Genomic DNA, 16,790 nt, shown 5'->3' with positions numbered 1-16,790 from the left:
GCCATGACCTATCAGCTTAATTTTTCCGCGCTGTTTCCGTTCTGGCCTGAGCTGCTGGCGGGGTTGTGGGTCACCATTGAGCTGACGGTCATGGCCACCCTCGGCGGTATTGCTATCGGTATCTGCGGGGCGGCCTTGCGCAGCGGCAAACCCACCCTGCTGAGTCGGCTGTGGGGAATCTACGTCGAGCTGATCCGCAATACGCCGTTTGTGGTGCAGCTGTTCTTCATCGTCTTCGGTTTGCCGAGTTTGGGCTGGAAGCTCACCGCCGGGCAGGCCGCGCTGTTGGCGATGCTGATTAACCTCGGTGCGTACAGTACCGAGATAATCCGTGCGGGGATTCAGGTGACGCCGAAAGGCCAGTGGGAAGCGGCCCGCGTGCTGGGGCTGACGCGGGTGCAGACCTTTTTACGTGTCATTCTGCCGCCCGCGCTCCAGCGGATTTATCCGGCGTTGGTCAGCCAATGCATCATCGTCATGCTGGGATCGTCGGTCGTGTCGCAGGTGTCTTATGAGGAACTGACCTTTGCCGCCAACCTGATTCAGTCCCGTACGTTTTTAAGCTTTGAAGTGTATCTGGCGACCACGCTGTGTTATCTGGCGCTGTCTGTCCTGATGCGGCAACTCTTGCTGCTGGCGGGACGGCGTTTCTTAGGGAGTCAGTCATAATGGCATTTACCGACTGGGATATTGTGCGCAACCTGCTGCTGGCGGCGCGCTGGACGCTGTTGTTGTCGCTGACGGCCTTCATCGGCGGCGCGCTGGTGACGTTTCCGCTGATGCTGCTGCGGCTGACCAAACGCAAATGGCCGACGCGCTTTGTCCATCTGTATTCCGAACTGTTTCAGGGCACGCCGCTGCTGATGCAGCTGTTTCTTGCCTTTTTCGGGCTGGCGCTGTTCGGCATCGATGTGAGCCCGTGGACGGCGGCGGCACTGGCGCTGACGTTATTTACCAGCGCCTTTCTGGTTGATATCTGGTGCGGCAGCGTGGAAGCCTTGCCGAAAGGGCAGTGGGAAGCCTCGCGCTGTCTCGGGCTGGATTTCGGCCAGACGCTCTATCGGGTGATTGCGCCGCAGGCGATGCGTATCGCCATCGCGCCCACGGTGGGGTTTTCCGTACAGGTCATTAAAGGCACCGCGCTGGCGTCAATCATCGGATTTGTCGAACTGACCAAAGCGGGAACCATGCTGAATAACGTGACCTATCAGCCGTTTAAAGTGTTCGGATTGGTGGCGCTGGGCTACTTCCTGATGTGCTATCCGCTCTCTTACTACAGCCGCTATCTGGAGAAGAAATTCAATGCCGCTCATCACCATTAATCAGGTTCAAAAGTATTACGGCCAGAACCATGTCCTGAAAGGGGTGGATCTGGATATCGAAATGGGCGAAGTCATTTCGATCATCGGGCGCAGCGGCTCCGGTAAGAGCACGCTCCTGCGCTGTATGAACGGTCTGGAAGGCTATCAGGACGGCAGCATCAAACTGGGCGGGATGACGGTCACCGACAGGGATTCACAGGCGCGGGAAATCAGCCGCTCGGTCGGGATGGTGTTCCAGAATTTCAATCTGTTTCCGCACATGACAGCGTTGGAAAATGTGATGCTGGCACCGCGTCGCGTGCTGGGTAAAAGCGCAGCGGAATGCCATGAGCTGGGCGAACAGATGCTCAATAAAGTCGGGTTGGGTGAGCGCCTTCACTACTATCCTGCCAACCTGTCGGGCGGCCAGCAGCAGCGTGTCGCGATTGCCCGCGCGCTGGCGATGAACCCGAAAGTCCTGCTGTGCGATGAAATTACCTCGGCGCTCGATCCTGAATTAGTCGGCGAAGTGCTGAAAGTGCTGGAACAGCTGGCCGCAGAAGGGATGACGCTGATTCTGGTGACGCATGAAATGAATTTTGCCCGTGAAGTGGGTGACCGCGTGGTGTTTATGCATCAGGGCACCGTCTGGGAGCAGGGCGACAGCAAAACGCTGTTTGCTAACCCGCAGACTCGTGAATTGAAACAGTTTATCGCCTCGGTCCGGGGACTATCGGAAGCGTAATGACGCTTGTCGAATGTGTAAGTCGAAACAAAAGTTTGGAGCATATAACCATGAGCAGCGAACTGTACGCGCAAATTAACCCACCTCATCGCTTACTGATGGGGCCGGGGCCGATCAATGCCGATCCGCGCGTATTACGGGCAATGGCCAGCCAGTTGGTTGGCCAGTATGACCCCGCGATGACGAACTACATGAATCAGGTCATGGAACTCTATCGTCAGCTTTTCCGCACGGAAAACCGCTGGACGATGCTGGTTGATGGCACTTCGCGCGCGGGGATCGAAGCGATTCTGCTGTCGGCGATCCGCCCCGGCGACAAGGTGCTGGTGCCGGTGTTCGGTCGTTTTGGTCATCTGCTATGCGAGATTGCCCGCCGCTGTCGCGCTGACGTTCATACTATCGAAGTGCCGTGGGGCGAGGTGTTCTCGCCAGATCAGATTGAAGATGCGATCAAAGCGGTACGCCCGCGCCTGCTACTGACGGTGCAGGGCGACACCTCCACCACCATGCTGCAACCGCTGGAAGAGCTGGGCGAAATTTGCCGCCGTCATGGCGTGCTGTTTTATACCGATGCGACGGCGTCTTTTGGCGGCAACCCGTTGGAAACGGATAAATGGGGATTGGATGCGGTTTCCGCTGGATTGCAGAAGTGTCTCGGCGGGCCGTCTGGCAGTTCACCGATCACGCTCAGCCCGCAGATGGAAGCGGTGATCCGCCGTCGTAAATGCGTAGAACAAGGGATCCGAACGGACGCGCATCAGGATGGCGATGACGAGATGATCTATTCCAACTATTTCGATCTGGGCATGGTAATGGATTACTGGGGGCCGGAGCGTCTGAACCACCATACGGAGGCGACGAGCATGTTGTTTGCCGCCCGCGAATGTGCCCGAACGATCCTCGAAGAGGGGCTGGATCGCAGTATTGGCCGCCATGCGCTGCATGGTAATGCGTTAGTGGCGGGGATTCAGGGAATGGGACTGGAAACTTTTGGTTCGTTGCCCCACAAAATGAATAACGTACTGGGCGTGGTGATTCCTGACGGTGTGCACGGTGAGCAAGTGCGTAAGCTATTGCTGGAAGATTTCGCTATTGAGATCGGCACCTCATTTGGCCCACTTCAGGGCAAGATCTGGCGCATCGGCACGATGGGCTACAACGCGCGTAAAGACTGCGTGATGCAAACGCTGACGGCGCTGGAGGCGGTGCTGAATCGCCTTGGCTTCCGCACCGTGCAGGGCGAAGCCTTGCAGGCCGCCTGGAATTGTTACACGGCGGATGAGGGACGTGCATGAGTGAAATCTTGATGTCGCCCGCTGCTGCACGGGCCGCTGCTGAGCAGATTATGTCGCGCTGCGATACGCTGGCTGAAATCAGCGAAACGCCCGGCCAACTGACCCGCGTTTATCTGTCGCTGGAGCACCTGCGTGCCAATGCGCAGGTGGGAGAATGGATGCGCGAAGCGGGTATGAACGTCTGGCAGGATAGCGTGGGCAACATTTGTGGCCGCTATGAAGGATTAACACCGGATGCGCCAGCGCTGTTGCTCGGTTCGCATCTGGACACGGTGCGCAATGCCGGACGATATGACGGCATGCTGGGCGTATTGACGGCAATTGAAGTCGTGCGCGCATTCCATCAACAGGGGATACGTTTGCCCGTGGCGCTGGAAATCATCGGTTTCGGCGATGAGGAAGGTACGCGTTTTGGTATTACGCTGCTGGGCAGCCGAGGGTTAACGGGCACCTGGCCGGAGAACTGGCTGGATTGTCAGGATGCAGAAGGCACTAGCGTGGCGCAGGCGTTGACTATTGCGGGGCTGGATCCGCTTGAAGTGGCACAGGCCGCACGTCCGGTCAGCGATATCGCCGCCTATCTGGAATTGCACATCGAACAAGGGCCGTGTCTGGAACAGCAGGATCTGGCGCTGGGAGTGGTCACCGCGATTAACGGTGCGCGGCGGCTGAACTGCACGTTCCTCGGGCTGGCGGGGCATGCGGGCACGGTGCCGATGACGCAGCGGCAGGATGCGCTGGCGGCGGCGGCGGACTGGATGGCGCAGGCAGAGCGGGTCACGCGGGAAAGCGATCCTCATCTGGTCGCTACATTTGGCACGTTGCAGTGCCTACCGGGCGCGGTGAACGTCATCCCCGGTGAGGTGAAGATGACGCTGGATATTCGCGGGCCGGAGGATACACCGCTGGATGCGTTGTTAGAGAAACTCCTGACGCTAGGGCAGGCTATTGCACACCAGCGCGGCTGCCAGTTCAGCGCCGAAGAGTATTATCGTATCGCGGCCACCCGCTGCGATCCCGCGTTGCAGTCGGTACTAAACGACGCGGTGACGCAGGTGCAGGGGAAAACGCTGATGCTGCCAAGCGGCGCGGGGCACGATGCGATTGCCATCGCCGAATGCTGGCCGGTGGCAATGCTGTTTGTTCGCTGTCGCGGTGGCATCAGCCACCATCCTGACGAATCCGTGACCACGGCGGATGTGGCGCTGGCGCTGTCAGCACTTTATCGCACGGTGCATCAAGTGGCGTGATGTAATAGGTAACGATAGGTATTTTATTTTTCTGATTGAATCATCATTCTGACATCGCTCAGGCAGCCTTTAGCCTGAGCGGTATTATCCTTTCCTTAGCGTTCTCCTGCTTATTGTTCTTATTTTCATATAACAACTCTGATATTTAATGGCATAACCGGATTTGTTTTTTATATCGTAGATATGTTTTATCGCTATATGAAATGTTTATTTGTTATTTTCGGTTTGAAGCGTGAGTGTGTTGTTTTTTATGGATAATTTACTGTTATAGGTGAAAGCGAAAGGACTGTATCTGTATACGCAGAATTATCGCTGTTTTACTTCGTTTGTATTATTCCAATAAATAATAACGAGTGAGATAGCATAATGAGTGATAAAAAACTGTCGGATAATGAACGGCTTAAAACACAAAGTAATTATCTGCGAGGAACCATTCAAGACGATTTGGCCGACCCGTTAACGGGAGGATTTGTCGCAGATAACTTTCAGCTAATTCGCTTTCATGGGATGTATCAACAAGACGATAGGGACATCAGGCAAGAACGTATCGCTCAGAAATTAGAGCCACTGCATACCGTTATGCTGCGTGTCCGCTTGCCGGGTGGGATCATTACGCCGCATCAGTGGTTAGGTATCGATGCCTTTGCGCACGAGCACACGCTTTATGGCAGCATTCGTATTACCAATCGACAGACGGTGCAACTGCACGGCGTGCTTAAAGATGACATCAAGCCGGTACATAAACTGCTTAATCATCTCGGGTTGGATTCGCGAGCCACCGCAGGGGATGTTAACCGTAATGTGTTGTGTACGGCTAACCCGGTTGAATCTATTTTGCATCGTCAGGCCTGGGAATGGGCAAAGAAAATATCTGAGCACCTTTTACCGCGTACCCATGCTTATGCCGAGGTGTGGCTGGATAAAGAGAAAATTATTCAGACTGATGAAGAACCGATTTTGGGAAAAAGTTATCTGCCGAGAAAATTCAAAACGGCAGTGGTTATTCCGCCGCAGAATGACGTGGATATTCACGCCAACGATCTGAGTTTTGTTGCCATCGGTGAGGGTGACCAGTTGGTTGGTTTCAATGTATTGGTGGGCGGCGGGTTGGCGATGACGCAGGGAGACACCAGCACGTATCCTCGTCTGGCGACGGAGTTTGGTTTTATCCCATTGGTGCATACGCTGGCGATTGCCGAAGCGGTGGTATCGACCCAGCGCGATTGGGGGAATCGTGAGAATCGCCGTAACGCGAAGACAAAATATACGCTTGAACGTGTCGGGGTCGATGTCTTTAAAGCTGAAGTCGAGCGGCGTAGCGGAGTGACGTTTTCTCCGTTGAGACCTTATGTCTTTTCTGAACGTGGCGATCGTATTGGTTGGGTTGACGGGATTGATGGCAAACATCACCTGACCCTGTTTATTCCCAGCGGGCGTCTGTTGGATAAACCGGGCTTACCGAATAAAAGCGGGATTGCGGCAATTGCCAACGTGCATAAAGGTGATTTTCGCCTGACAGCGAATCAGAACATCATCATCGCTGGGGTGGCAAGTGAAGACAAAGCGCAGATAGATGCGCTAGCTCGGCAGTATGGATTGCTGGGGTCATCGCTATCGTTACAGCGTAAGGATTCGATGGCCTGCGTCTCGTTTCCCACTTGCCCGCTGGCGATGGCCGAGGCGGAGCGGGTTCTGCCGGATGTGGTTTCAGCGATAGAGCATCTGCTACACCAATATGGCGTAGGTGATGAGTCGTTCGTTTTTCGTATCACTGGCTGCCCAAATGGCTGTGGACGAGCCATGTTAGCGGAGGTGGGACTGATTGGACGCGCGGTGGGGCGCTATAGCCTTTACATTGGTGGCAATCGTAAAGGGACGCGCATTCCTCGCTTATATAAAGATAATATCGACGTACCGACATTACTTAGCGAAATCGAACGGCTGATTGGTTTATGGGCGAAAGAGAGGACGGCGGGTGAAGGCTTTGGTGATTTTGTTATCAGGGCGAAAATTGTTATGCCTGTACTTAATGCGCCCGTGGATTTTCATACGGCGGTGTAGCTGAAACGGTTTCCCAACCTCATCTTTATATGACGGGGTTGGGATGATGCGTTCGGTCTCTATAGCGTAAAGCGGTCGGCGTCGCGCCAGGCGGGGAAGGATTCCCGGTAGCTTTGCAACGCTTCCAGCGACAGCTCGGCGTCCAGACGGGCGGGCTGGTTGGGGGCGGCAGAGGCCAGAATCTCTCCCTGTGCATTAATAATCAGGCTATCGCCACGGTAGCTGTGGCCGTTGCCGTCGGTGCCGATGCGGTTACAGCCTGCAACGTAGGCCTGATTTTCAATGGCGCGCGCGGCCAGCAGCGTCTGCCAGTGTGCTGCGCGAGGCGCAGGCCAGTTGGCGACATACAGCGCCAGATCGTAGTCCTGCCGATTGCGCGACCAGACCGGGAAACGCAGGTCGTAACAGATCATCGGGCAGATGCGCCAGCCGCGCCACTCAAGGGTGACGCGCTCCGTGCCTGCCTGATAGTGGTGGTGTTCGTCCGCCATGCGGAACAGGTGGCGCTTATCGTAGTGATGCACCTCGCCGTGCGGATCGACCAGCAGGAAACGGTTCACCGCGCCTTTCGGCGTATTTACCGCGACGCTGCCGCCGATCAGCGCGTTCGTCTTCTGCGCCCACTGATGCAGCCACGCTTCTACAACCGATTGATCCAGACTGCCTTTGGCAGCTTCCATCGCAAAGCCGGTAGTGAACATCTCCGGCAGCACAATAACATCACGTCCGCCTATCTCCGCCAATAAGGTATCGAAGTGGCGCAGATTGGCTTCCCCATCGCGCCAGACCAGCGGCTGTTGCAGCAATGAAATCTTTAAAGTCGACATAAACGCTCCGCAGCGGCATCCAACGTGGCTTCCTGTTTAGCAAAGCATAGCCGAATCAACGTATGTGGGAACGGATCGGCGCAAAAGACGGAAAGCGGAATGGCGGCAACGCCAACGTGCTCGGTCAGCCAGCGGCAGAAGCTGACATCGTCCAGATCGGAAATCGCCCGATAGTCCGCCAGCAGGAAGTAGGTGCCTTCGCAGGGCAAAATGTCAAAACGGCTACCCGCCAGCGCATTGATGAAGCGATCACGTTTGGCACGGTAAAAATCGGGCAGTTCACGCCAGTGTTGCGGCTGTTCACGCAACATATCGGCAAGGGCGAACTGGGCGGGTGTGTTCACGGAGAACGTCAGATACTGGTGAACCTTACGCACTTCTGCGCTCAATACCGCAGGTGCGACACAGTAGCCGACTTTCCAACCGGTCATATGGAACGTTTTACCAAATGATGAAACGGCGATGGCGCGTTGGCGCAGCGATGGGTGTGCCAGCACGCTGGCGTGCCCTTCGCTGTCGAAACAGATGTGCTCGTAGACTTCATCGCTCAGCACAAAGATGTTACGCGCGGCAATCGCCTGCCACAGATGCTCGAAATCCGCTTTCTGCCAGACGGTGGCGGACGGATTGTGCGGCGTATTCAGAATAACCAGCCGGGTGCGATCGCTCAGCACATCGGCAAAATGCGACCAGTCCACGTGAAACGTGGGCGGCTGCAAGGCGATGCGCTTGAGTACGCCGCCAGCCAGCGTCACAGCGGGTGCATAGCTGTCATAGCTGGGATCGAAACAAATGACTTCGTCGCCGGGACGTACCAGCGCCGCAATGGCAGCAAACAGCGCTTCGGTCGCGCCTGCCGTGACGGTCACTTCGCTGTCGGCATCCGGTCGCCAGCCGTACAGTTCTTCCGTTTTTTCGGCAATCACCTGACGCAGCGGCGCCACACCGGTCATCGGCGCATATTGGTTGGCGCCCTGACTGACGTGATACGCCAGCCGCTGCTGTAAATAGTCCGGGCCGTCAAAATCAGGGAAACCTTGTGATAGATTGATGGCCTGATGCTGTTGGGCCAGCGCACTCATCTGAGTAAAGATGGTGGTGCCCAGCGAAGGCAGTTTACTGTCGGGGATTAACGCGGCGCTCATAGCGGGTAGGACTCCTGCAAGCCTGTATTGCCTCGTAATATAACATGCTGTTAGTATTTGGCAATCAAGACGCTTGGACGTTTAAACGGCTAAATGCTTTTATGTACTAAGACATAACAAAAGTATCTAAATCGCCAAAAAGCATCCAGAAACGTTGCTAGAAAAATGGACCAAAAACGGGAAGCCTCATGACTGAAAATCAACAATTGACGGCGCTGCTTGCGGCCTGCCACTGGATAGGTGAGAAGGGCTGGTGTCCGGCGACGGGCGGCAATATGTCCGTACGCCTTGATGAAGCGCAGTGCCTGATTACCGAATCGGGTAAAGATAAAGGCAGCCTTCAGGCAGAGGATTTCCTGCTGGTGGAAATTGCTACTAACCACGTGCCAAGTGGCCGCACGCCGTCGGCGGAAACGGGGCTGCATACGCTGCTGTATCGCCGCGAGCCGACTATCGGCGCGGTGCTGCACACGCACTCGGTGAACGCGACGGTATTATCCCGTGTAGAGAAGGGCGCTGAACTGGTGCTGCACGGCTATGAAATGCAGAAGTCGCTGGCGGGGCAAATCACCCATTTGGATCGCGTGGCGATCCCGATTTTCGATAACGATCAGGATATTCCGGCGCTGGCGCAGCGGGTAACCGAGTATGCCAGCCACACGCCGCTTCGCTACGGTTTTCTGGTACGCGGCCACGGCCTTTACTGCTGGGGCGCGACGGTGAAAGAAGCGCGTCGTCATCTGGAAGGGCTGGAGTTCCTGTTCCAGTGTGAATTGCAACGGCGACTGCTGGAGGCGAAAGCATGATTAAGGCCATTGTGACGGATATTGAAGGGACTACCAGCGACATCCGTTTTGTTCACCGCGTGCTGTTTCCTTATGCCCGCGAACGTCTGGCCGACACCGTTCGGCAGCACGGTAGCGAGCCTGAGATTGCGCAGGCGCTGAACGCATTGCGTCAGGAGCTGGGTCAGCCGGATGCGGATAGCGAGACGCTGATCGCCGCGCTGAACCAGTTTATGGATGAAGATCGTAAATCTACCGCGCTGAAACTGCTGCAAGGTATTATCTGGCGGGCGGGCTACCGCAACGGTGATTTTCAGGGGCACTTGTATCCTGAAGTGGCGGCGCAGCTCGCCGCATGGCAACAGCAGGGCCTGCGCCTGTATGTGTACTCGTCAGGCTCGGTGGAAGCGCAGCAGTTGCTGTTCGGCTATAGCAACGCTGGCGATCTACGCCCGCTGTTCAGCGACTATTTTGATACGCGCGTCGGTGCGAAGCGCGAGACCGACTCTTATCGCACGATTGCACAAGCCATCGGGCTACCGGCGGAGCAACTGTTGTTCCTGTCGGACATTCGTCAGGAGCTGGATGCCGCACAGGAAGCCGGTTGGCACACCTGTCAGCTTATTCGTGATGACGCGGATAACGTAAGCCGTCACCGTCAGGTGGCACGTTTTGACCAGATCGACTTACCGGAGTACGCCCAATGAGTGGATTAACCATTTTTAGCGACAGCGATGCAAGCCAGCCGATTTGGCAAAGTCAGGATGCTGAGGCGATTCAGAAGCAACTGAACGAAATTGGTGTGCGTTTTGAACGCTGGGAAGCCAGCCAGAAGCTGAGCGACGCGCCGTCGTCGGAGGAAGTGCTGGCGGCCTATCAGCATGAAATCGATAAGCTGGTGGCAGAAAAAGGCTATCAGAGCTGGGACGTCATCAGCATGCGTTCTGATAACCCGCAGCGTGCGGAGCTACGCACCAAGTTTTTATCCGAGCATGTGCATCACGAAGATGAAGTGCGCTTTTTCGTGGAAGGCGCGGGGCTGTTCTGTCTGCACCTGAACGGCAAGATTTACCAGATCCTGTGTGAAAAGAACGATCTGCTGTCCGTACCGGCGGGCACGGCGCACTGGTTTGATATGGGGCCGGAACCGCACTTCACCGCCATCCGCCTGTTCGATAACCCGGAAGGGTGGATCGCGCATTTTACCGGCGATAAGATCGCCGATGCGTATCCGAAGTTGGAGCGCTAGCGCACCGCTAATTATTTAAGATGAAAGGGCATTTTTATCGGTCAGATGCTTGTAAGCATCTGACCGATTTTTTATAGGCGTAAAAAATTGTGCTGAGGTGGGCATGAGGGCTGGGTGAGCCGCATGGATGCGGCGAGAGCCAGTGCCGCGTCGGGAACGCGTCACTGGCGGCCCTCAAGCAATCATGAACGCCGAAGGCACCGCGCAGCGGCACAATTCACGCCGAAAGCCAGTGGTCAAGGAGCTGCGGCAATTGAGCGCTCCTTGTCGGGCGTGTGATGAAATCACAGAAGAATCGAGCAATTAACACGCCCGAAATATTCGCGCTATCGGACATAGAAAAATGGCGTTTTCTGCCACTCAATTGCTTTGCAACGCCATCTGAAATATCCCTTCTTTCACGTCCTGTGGCGTGACCACTCCAGTGTCGAGTACCCAGCCGCTGATTAATTCGGCGGGGGTGACGTCAAACGCTGGGTTGTATACCGCGGCGTTCTGCGGTGCCCACTGGCAGTGACCGAAGCTGCCGGAAACGCCGGTGACTTCGGCGGCGGCGCGCTGTTCGATAGGGATGGCTCGACCGTCCGGGCACGTGGGATCGTGCGTGGTGTGCGGTGCCGCAACATAAAACGGAATCTGATGATAGTGCGCCAGCACCGCGAGGCTGTAGGTGCCGATCTTATTGGCGACGTCGCCGTTGGCGGCAATGCGGTCTGCGCCGACCCAAATCGCATCGACCTGACCCTGCGCCATCAGGCTGGCGGCCATCGAATCACAGATTAGCTGATAAGGAATGCCTAGCTCACCCAACTCCCAGGCCGTGAGACGTCCTCCCTGTAAGAGCGGGCGCGTTTCATCGACCCACACCTGAGTGACCTTTCCCTGCTGATGCGCACGCAGCAGCACGCCGATGGCGGTGCCGATACCTGCCGTTGCCAGTCCGCCAGTGTTGCAGTGGGTCAGCAGGCGGCTGTTGGGTTTCACCAGCGCTGCGCCGTGATCGGCAATGCGTTCACACAGCGCGCGATCTTCTTCTACCAGCCGCAGAGCTTCCTGCACTAGCGCGTTGACAAACTGCGGCTGTGCCAGCGCCAGCTTCATGCGATCCAGATTGTTCATCAGGTTCACGGCGGTAGGGCGCGATGCTCTCAGCGTCTCCAGCGCCTGCGCCAGTTCGGCCTGCGATAATCCTTTCTCCGCCAGCAGCGCGAGTAGCAGGCTCGCGGACAGGCCAATCAGCGGGGCGCCGCGTACTCGCAGCGTCTGAATATGTTCAACCAGTGAGGCGACATCCAGGCAAGGGCGCCAGCGTTTTTCTTGCGGTAGCGCCTGCTGGTCGAGGATCCACAGTTGGTTATCAACGATTTTCAGGCTGGTTGTGTTAAGTGTCTGCATAGGTCGTTAAATCCATGTTGCATCGATATTCTTATTCTGCCAAGATGCCTGATAGATGTATAGACGTCCGAACGTTTTTATGTCCGTATCTTTGGTTTTAGAATCGTTTTGATTGCGGAAACGGTTTTGATTTCGGAAATAGTTTTGATGGCAGAATAGCGAGGGGTTGGAATGTCACTTTACCGCACTTTTACGGCGGATGACGCTGTTGAATATGCCCGCCAGTACGGCGGTGTCAGTCAGCCGCAGACGCTGGTAGCCGCAGAAGAGATCGGCGATGGCAATCTGAATCTGGTGTTTAAAATTAAAGATGAAACGGGCGTTAGTCGAGTGATCGTCAAACAGGCGCTGCCCTACGTGCGCTGCGTCGGGGAATCCTGGCCGCTGACGCTTGACCGCGCCCGCATTGAAGCCGAAACGTTGCTGACGCACGCGCAGTTTTGCCCGCAGCATACCGTGACCGTGCTATATCACGATCCCGAACTGGCGGTGATGGTGCAGGAAGATCTCTCCGATCATCGCATCTGGCGCAGCGAGCTGGTTAACGGCGCGGATTATCCGCAGGCGGCGGCACAGCTGGGAGAATATCTGGCACAAACGTTATTCCACACTTCTGATTTTCATCAGCACCCGCATGAGAAGAAGGCCGCGGTAAGCCAGTTCACTAACCCTGAGCTGTGTCAGATTACCGAAGATCTCTTCTTTACCGACCCCTATATCGACCATGAAAGAAACCAGTTTGACGCTGCGCTGACGCCGGATGTACAGGCGTTGCGTGACGATCGGGCGTTGAAGCTGGCAGTTGCCGGACTGAAGCACGGCTTCCTGAGCAAAGCCGAAGCGCTGCTCCACGGTGATCTCCACAGTGGGTCGATCTTTGTCGCAGAAGGGCGTTTAAAGGCGATTGATGCTGAATTCGGTTTCTATGGACCAATAGGTTTTGATGTTGGCACGGCAATTGGCAACCTGCTGCTGAATTATTGTGGCCTGCCGGGGCTGTTGGCACCGCGTGAGGCAGCGGCGGGGCGTGAACGACGTCTGGAAGATATTCGTACGCTGTGGCAGACCTTTTCCGCCCGTTTTCTGACGTTGAGCGAAAATGACAGCTGCGATCCGGCGCTGGCGGAGTCGGGCTATGCTGCGATGTTTTTACAGCAAGTGTGGCGGGATGCCGTTGGCTACTGTGGCACCGAACTGATTCGCCGCACGATTGGGCTGGCGCACGTCGCCGATCTGGACGGCATTCAGGAGACGGAAGCGCGTTTAGCGTGTCAGCGTCATGCGATTTCACTGGGCAGAACGCTGGTGCTGGCGGCTCCGCATATTGCAGATGTTGACGCGCTGCTGGCGCGTGTACGGCAGAGCGGTGCCTGATTCGCGGCACGATTAATGAACTGGGCTATTTAATGCTTCGTGGCACCATGAATTAGTTGCTGTACGATGCAATTCGTCGCTCCCATCGTGAACCGGATGGGAGCGGCAACAGATTATTTCTTCCCTTTATTCATCATCGCCTTCAAATCCGCGAAAGGATTATGAGTGGCAACGCCGACATCCTTCTGCGCATCTTCACCCGCGACAACAGTCGAACCGTACATATCCGCATCGGTATACTTTGAATGCTCATTGTCGTGGCAGTAGAGGCACAGCATTTCCCAGTTACTGCCGTCTTCCGGGTTATTGCTGTGATCGTGATCGATGTGATGAACGGTTAATTCACGCAGGTTGGAATAGACGAATTCGCGTGAACAGCGACCACACACCCACGGGAAAAGTTTGAGCGCTTTTTCGCGGTAGCCGCTTTCAAGTCTGGCGTAGTTCTTGGGGATGTAAGCCATGTGTCGGGTTTCATTCAGAAGGAAAGATGACGTAGATTTTACAACTGATGGGCGTCTAAAAGAAAGAACAGGCCGCCATATTGGCGGCCTGAGATTGTGAACAAAGGCCATTGAGCAGTAGTAACGGATAGGTCGTAAAGACGCTGTAAACACGTCCCTGTGCGCTCGGCTTGCGCAGATATGAATCTCATCCCTGAGATTCACCCTTTCAGGGCCGTCGCTAGCGACGTTCAAAAACGTTCCTGACGTTTTTGTCCCTGGCGCAAACGCTTTACTCTTCTATTCCGTTACTACCGTTTTCGTTCTTCAAATATCAAAGGTCTGAGGCCGGTATAACTGGCCTGATTCTGTTTATGCTGCTTCGGTTTTTCTTTCCGGCTGCGGTACGGGCGCGGGCTTGTTGGCGGCCAGTGCATCGAACGCAAAGTCATCCACGTTGATTGAACGTAAGCGGCTGGCTTCGGCTTTGGTCAGAATATTCGCTTCTTCTGCGGTAATCTGACCTTCCACCAGCGCCTGTTCTGCCAACTGATCCAGTCGCATGAACGGCAGCGGTTTGTCGCTGGCTTTAGACAGACGTTGATAAATCGGCTCGGCGGCGATGATATCCAGCAGCGCCTCTTCCAGCAGCCCGACCGGGTTGTGCTCGCTGGCAACCAGATATTGACCGCGTCCCAGACGATTACGCGTCTCTGACGGCGTTTGCAGAATCTTCGCGACCTCATGGTCGAGGCGGTCAGACGGGGCCGGGCAGCGCAGACCCAGTGGGAAGATGATGAACGTCAGCAGCCCTGCAACAACACGATTCGGGAAGTTACGCAGCAGATCGTCCAGCGCCTGCTCGGCCTGATGCAGACTGTCCTGCACGCCCCAGTGCACCAGCGGTAAATCCGCTTTTTGACGCCCTTCGTCCTCATAGCGTTTCAGCGTCGCAGAAGCCAGATAGAGCTGGCTGAGAATATCCCCCAGACGCGCCGAGATACGCTCGCGACGCTTCAGGCTGCCGCCCAGAACCGCCATCGACACATCCGCCAGCAGGGCCAGGTTCGCGCTGAGTCGATTGAGCTGCTGATAGTAGCGGCGTGTTTTGTCGTTCACTGGCGCACGACTCAGGCGGCCGTTGGTCAACCCAAGCCAGAAGCTGCGCACCTTGTTGCTGCCGACGTGGCCGATATGACCAACCAGCGCACGGTCAAAGCGTGATACGTCGTTCTCCTGCGCCGCTGCCATCTCTTCCAGCACATAAGGGTGACAGCGGATGGCGCCTTGCCCGAAGATGATCATACTGCGCGTCAGGATATTTGCCCCTTCCACGGTGATCGCAATCGGTGCGCCCTGATAGCTGCGCGCCAGGAAGTTGGTCGGGCCGAGACAGATACCTTTGCCCCCGGCGATATCCATCGCATCCATCACGCTGCGCTGACCGCGGTGGGTACAGTGATATTTGACGATAGCCGAGAGCACCGCCGGTTTTTCACCCTGCATGATGCCGCTGGTAATCAATGTGGCGGCGGCGTCCATCACATAAGCGTTACCCGCGATGCGTGCCAGCGGCTCTTCGATGCCTTCCATCTTACCGATAGAGATTTTGAACTGGCGGCGAATGTGCGCGTAAGCACCGATGCCGAGAGCAATGGACTTCAGTCCGCCGGTGGAGTTGGACGGCAGCGTAATACCGCGCCCGACTGACAGGCATTCCATCAGCATACGCCAGCCCTGACCCGCCATCTTCGCGCCGCCGATGATGTAATCCAACGGGACAAAAATGTTCTCACCCTGCGTCGGCCCATTCTGGAATGGAACGTTCAGCGGGAAATGGCGGCGGCCGATTTTAACGCCGTCGGTATCCGTCGGAATCAACGCGCAGGTAATACCTACGTCGTCTTCATCGCCTAACAGATGGTCGGGATCGTACAGCTTAAAGGCCAGCCCCAACACGGTAGCGACTGGCGCGAGTGTGATGTAGCGTTTATTCCAGGTCAGGCGCATACCTAAAACCTGTTCGCCGTGCCAGTTGCCGTAGCAGACAATACCGGTATCGGGAATCGAACCTGCATCCGAGCCCGCTTCCGGGCTGGTCAGCGCAAAGCAGGGGACTTCCTGACCGCGTGCCAGACGTGGCAGGTAGTGATCTTTTTGCGCTTCCGTTCCGTAGTGTTGTAGCAGTTCGCCGGGGCCGAGTGAGTTAGGCACGCCGACGGTGATTGCCACAATACTGGAGACGCCCGCCAGTTTTTGCAGCACCTGCGCCTGTGCGTAAGCCGAGAATTCCAGCCCGCCGTATTGCTTCTTGATGATCATGGCGAAGAAACGGTGCTCTTTTAAAAATTCCCACAGTTCTGGTGGGATATCGGCGCGTTCGTGGGTGATTTCAAAGTCGTTTGCCATCCGGCAGGCTTCAGCAACCGGCCCGTCGATAAACGCCTGCTCTTCGGCGGTCAATTGCGGACGAGGGTAGTTATGCAGCTTTTTCCAGTCCGGCGCGCCGCGAAACAAGTCGCCTTCCCACCAGGTTGTCCCAGCATCAATTGCTTCTTTTTCCGTGTTCGACATCGGTGGCATGACTTTCTGGAACATGTGCAGCGCGGAAGCGGAAACCAGCTTTTGGCGCAGAGAAGGCACCGTAATCGGAATCAGCAGAATCACGAGCGGAATCATCAACCAGACGGGCCACAGTAACATCGCGGACATGGCTGCGAAGTAGGCCAGCAGAATGGCGCTGCCGAGCAGCAGGCTGAGCCGATGATAAAACATCGCTCCGATGATAATCAGTAGTAGGAGGATACTGACAGCAACCATAACGTGTCTCCAGCATTGTGATCGAATGGAGGGTTTTCATTCTTCCCCGAGCGTTGTGTGACGGGGAAAGCGAGAACCGTTTTCATCAGTGAAATAAGGC

Annotated in this window: 15 protein-coding genes; 10 read left to right on the top strand and 5 right to left on the bottom strand. The window is 56.0% G+C overall.

Annotated elements, in window-relative coordinates; all coding sequences use genetic code 11:
* Positions 1-3: 3 nt before the first annotated feature.
* The 6 genes from R9X49_RS21740 (at position 4) to cysI (ending at position 6,652) form a co-directional block, all read left to right on the top strand.
* Positions 4-669 carry an amino acid ABC transporter permease gene (locus tag R9X49_RS21740; protein WP_319850341.1) on the top strand — a complete coding sequence of 222 codons (666 nt, stop codon included), beginning with the start codon at positions 4-6 and terminating at the stop codon, positions 667-669.
* A complete protein-coding gene (locus R9X49_RS21735) occupies positions 669-1,322 on the top strand; it encodes an amino acid ABC transporter permease (RefSeq protein ID WP_155116522.1) in 654 nt (217 codons plus the stop codon). Before R9X49_RS21740 ends, R9X49_RS21735 begins: the two co-directional genes overlap by 1 nt.
* Positions 1,303-2,046, top strand: a complete 744-nt coding sequence (locus R9X49_RS21730; RefSeq protein ID WP_319850340.1) for an amino acid ABC transporter ATP-binding protein — start codon at positions 1,303-1,305, stop codon at positions 2,044-2,046. The genes R9X49_RS21735 and R9X49_RS21730 overlap by 20 nt, the downstream gene beginning before the upstream one ends.
* A 50-nt stretch (positions 2,047-2,096) precedes the next feature.
* Positions 2,097-3,341: an alanine--glyoxylate aminotransferase family protein gene (locus tag R9X49_RS21725; RefSeq protein WP_319850339.1), complete on the top strand. Its 1,245-nt coding sequence runs from the start codon at positions 2,097-2,099 to the stop codon at positions 3,339-3,341.
* Complete coding sequence (hpxK, locus tag R9X49_RS21720) at positions 3,338-4,591, top strand: allantoate amidohydrolase (protein ID WP_319850338.1); 1,254 nt, start codon at positions 3,338-3,340, stop codon at positions 4,589-4,591. Before R9X49_RS21725 ends, hpxK begins: the two co-directional genes overlap by 4 nt.
* A gap of 366 nt (positions 4,592-4,957) precedes the next feature.
* Positions 4,958-6,652, top strand: coding sequence for an assimilatory sulfite reductase (NADPH) hemoprotein subunit (gene cysI / locus R9X49_RS21715; protein WP_319850337.1), 1,695 nt, complete (start codon positions 4,958-4,960; stop codon positions 6,650-6,652).
* Positions 6,653-6,711: 59 nt separating this feature from the next.
* Here the strand turns inward: cysI and R9X49_RS21710 are convergent, their stop codons facing one another.
* Positions 6,712-7,479, bottom strand: coding sequence for an amidohydrolase (locus R9X49_RS21710; protein WP_319850336.1), 768 nt, complete (start codon positions 7,477-7,479; stop codon positions 6,712-6,714).
* The gene (locus R9X49_RS21705; RefSeq protein ID WP_319850335.1) at positions 7,467-8,624 is read right to left on the bottom strand and encodes a pyridoxal phosphate-dependent aminotransferase; all 1,158 of its coding nucleotides are present in this window, start codon (positions 8,622-8,624) and stop codon (positions 7,467-7,469) included. The genes R9X49_RS21710 and R9X49_RS21705 overlap by 13 nt, the downstream gene beginning before the upstream one ends.
* A 188-nt stretch (positions 8,625-8,812) precedes the next feature.
* On the opposite strand from R9X49_RS21705, the gene R9X49_RS21700 reads away from it, so the two are divergent.
* From R9X49_RS21700 to R9X49_RS21690, 3 genes are read left to right on the top strand one after another with little or no spacing between them, the layout of a single operon-like run.
* Positions 8,813-9,430, top strand: coding sequence for a methylthioribulose 1-phosphate dehydratase (locus R9X49_RS21700; protein ID WP_319850334.1), 618 nt, complete (start codon positions 8,813-8,815; stop codon positions 9,428-9,430).
* Positions 9,427-10,116: an acireductone synthase gene (mtnC, locus tag R9X49_RS21695; protein WP_319850333.1), complete on the top strand. Its 690-nt coding sequence runs from the start codon at positions 9,427-9,429 to the stop codon at positions 10,114-10,116. The genes R9X49_RS21700 and mtnC overlap by 4 nt, the downstream gene beginning before the upstream one ends.
* A complete protein-coding gene (locus R9X49_RS21690; protein WP_039508764.1) occupies positions 10,113-10,658 on the top strand; it encodes a 1,2-dihydroxy-3-keto-5-methylthiopentene dioxygenase in 546 nt (181 codons plus the stop codon). The genes mtnC and R9X49_RS21690 overlap by 4 nt, the downstream gene beginning before the upstream one ends.
* A gap of 360 nt (positions 10,659-11,018) precedes the next feature.
* Here the strand turns inward: R9X49_RS21690 and mtnA are convergent, their stop codons facing one another.
* Positions 11,019-12,053 carry an S-methyl-5-thioribose-1-phosphate isomerase gene (gene mtnA, locus R9X49_RS21685; protein ID WP_319850332.1) on the bottom strand — a complete coding sequence of 345 codons (1,035 nt, stop codon included), beginning with the start codon at positions 12,051-12,053 and terminating at the stop codon, positions 11,019-11,021.
* Positions 12,054-12,224: 171 nt separating this feature from the next.
* Between mtnA and mtnK the strand changes: the two genes are divergently transcribed.
* Positions 12,225-13,427 (top strand): S-methyl-5-thioribose kinase, encoded by a 1,203-nt coding sequence (gene mtnK / locus R9X49_RS21680; protein ID WP_319850331.1) that lies wholly within the window; start codon positions 12,225-12,227, stop codon positions 13,425-13,427.
* 113 nt (positions 13,428-13,540) lie between these two features.
* Here mtnK and yajD read toward each other — a convergent pair whose 3' ends face one another.
* Complete coding sequence (gene yajD / locus R9X49_RS21675; RefSeq protein WP_039277633.1) at positions 13,541-13,891, bottom strand: HNH nuclease YajD; 351 nt, start codon at positions 13,889-13,891, stop codon at positions 13,541-13,543.
* A gap of 351 nt (positions 13,892-14,242) precedes the next feature.
* Positions 14,243-16,690, bottom strand: coding sequence for an acyl-CoA dehydrogenase FadE (gene fadE, locus R9X49_RS21670; protein WP_319850330.1), 2,448 nt, complete (start codon positions 16,688-16,690; stop codon positions 14,243-14,245).
* Between the last annotated feature and the right edge of the window lie 100 nt (positions 16,691-16,790).

The sequence above is a fragment of the Pectobacterium carotovorum genome, from assembly GCF_033898505.1.
GTDB classification, from domain to species: Bacteria; Pseudomonadota; Gammaproteobacteria; order Enterobacterales; family Enterobacteriaceae; genus Pectobacterium; species Pectobacterium carotovorum_J.
Note: the sequence above shows the minus strand (reverse complement) of the source record. Positions and strands in the feature narration are given on the sequence as shown.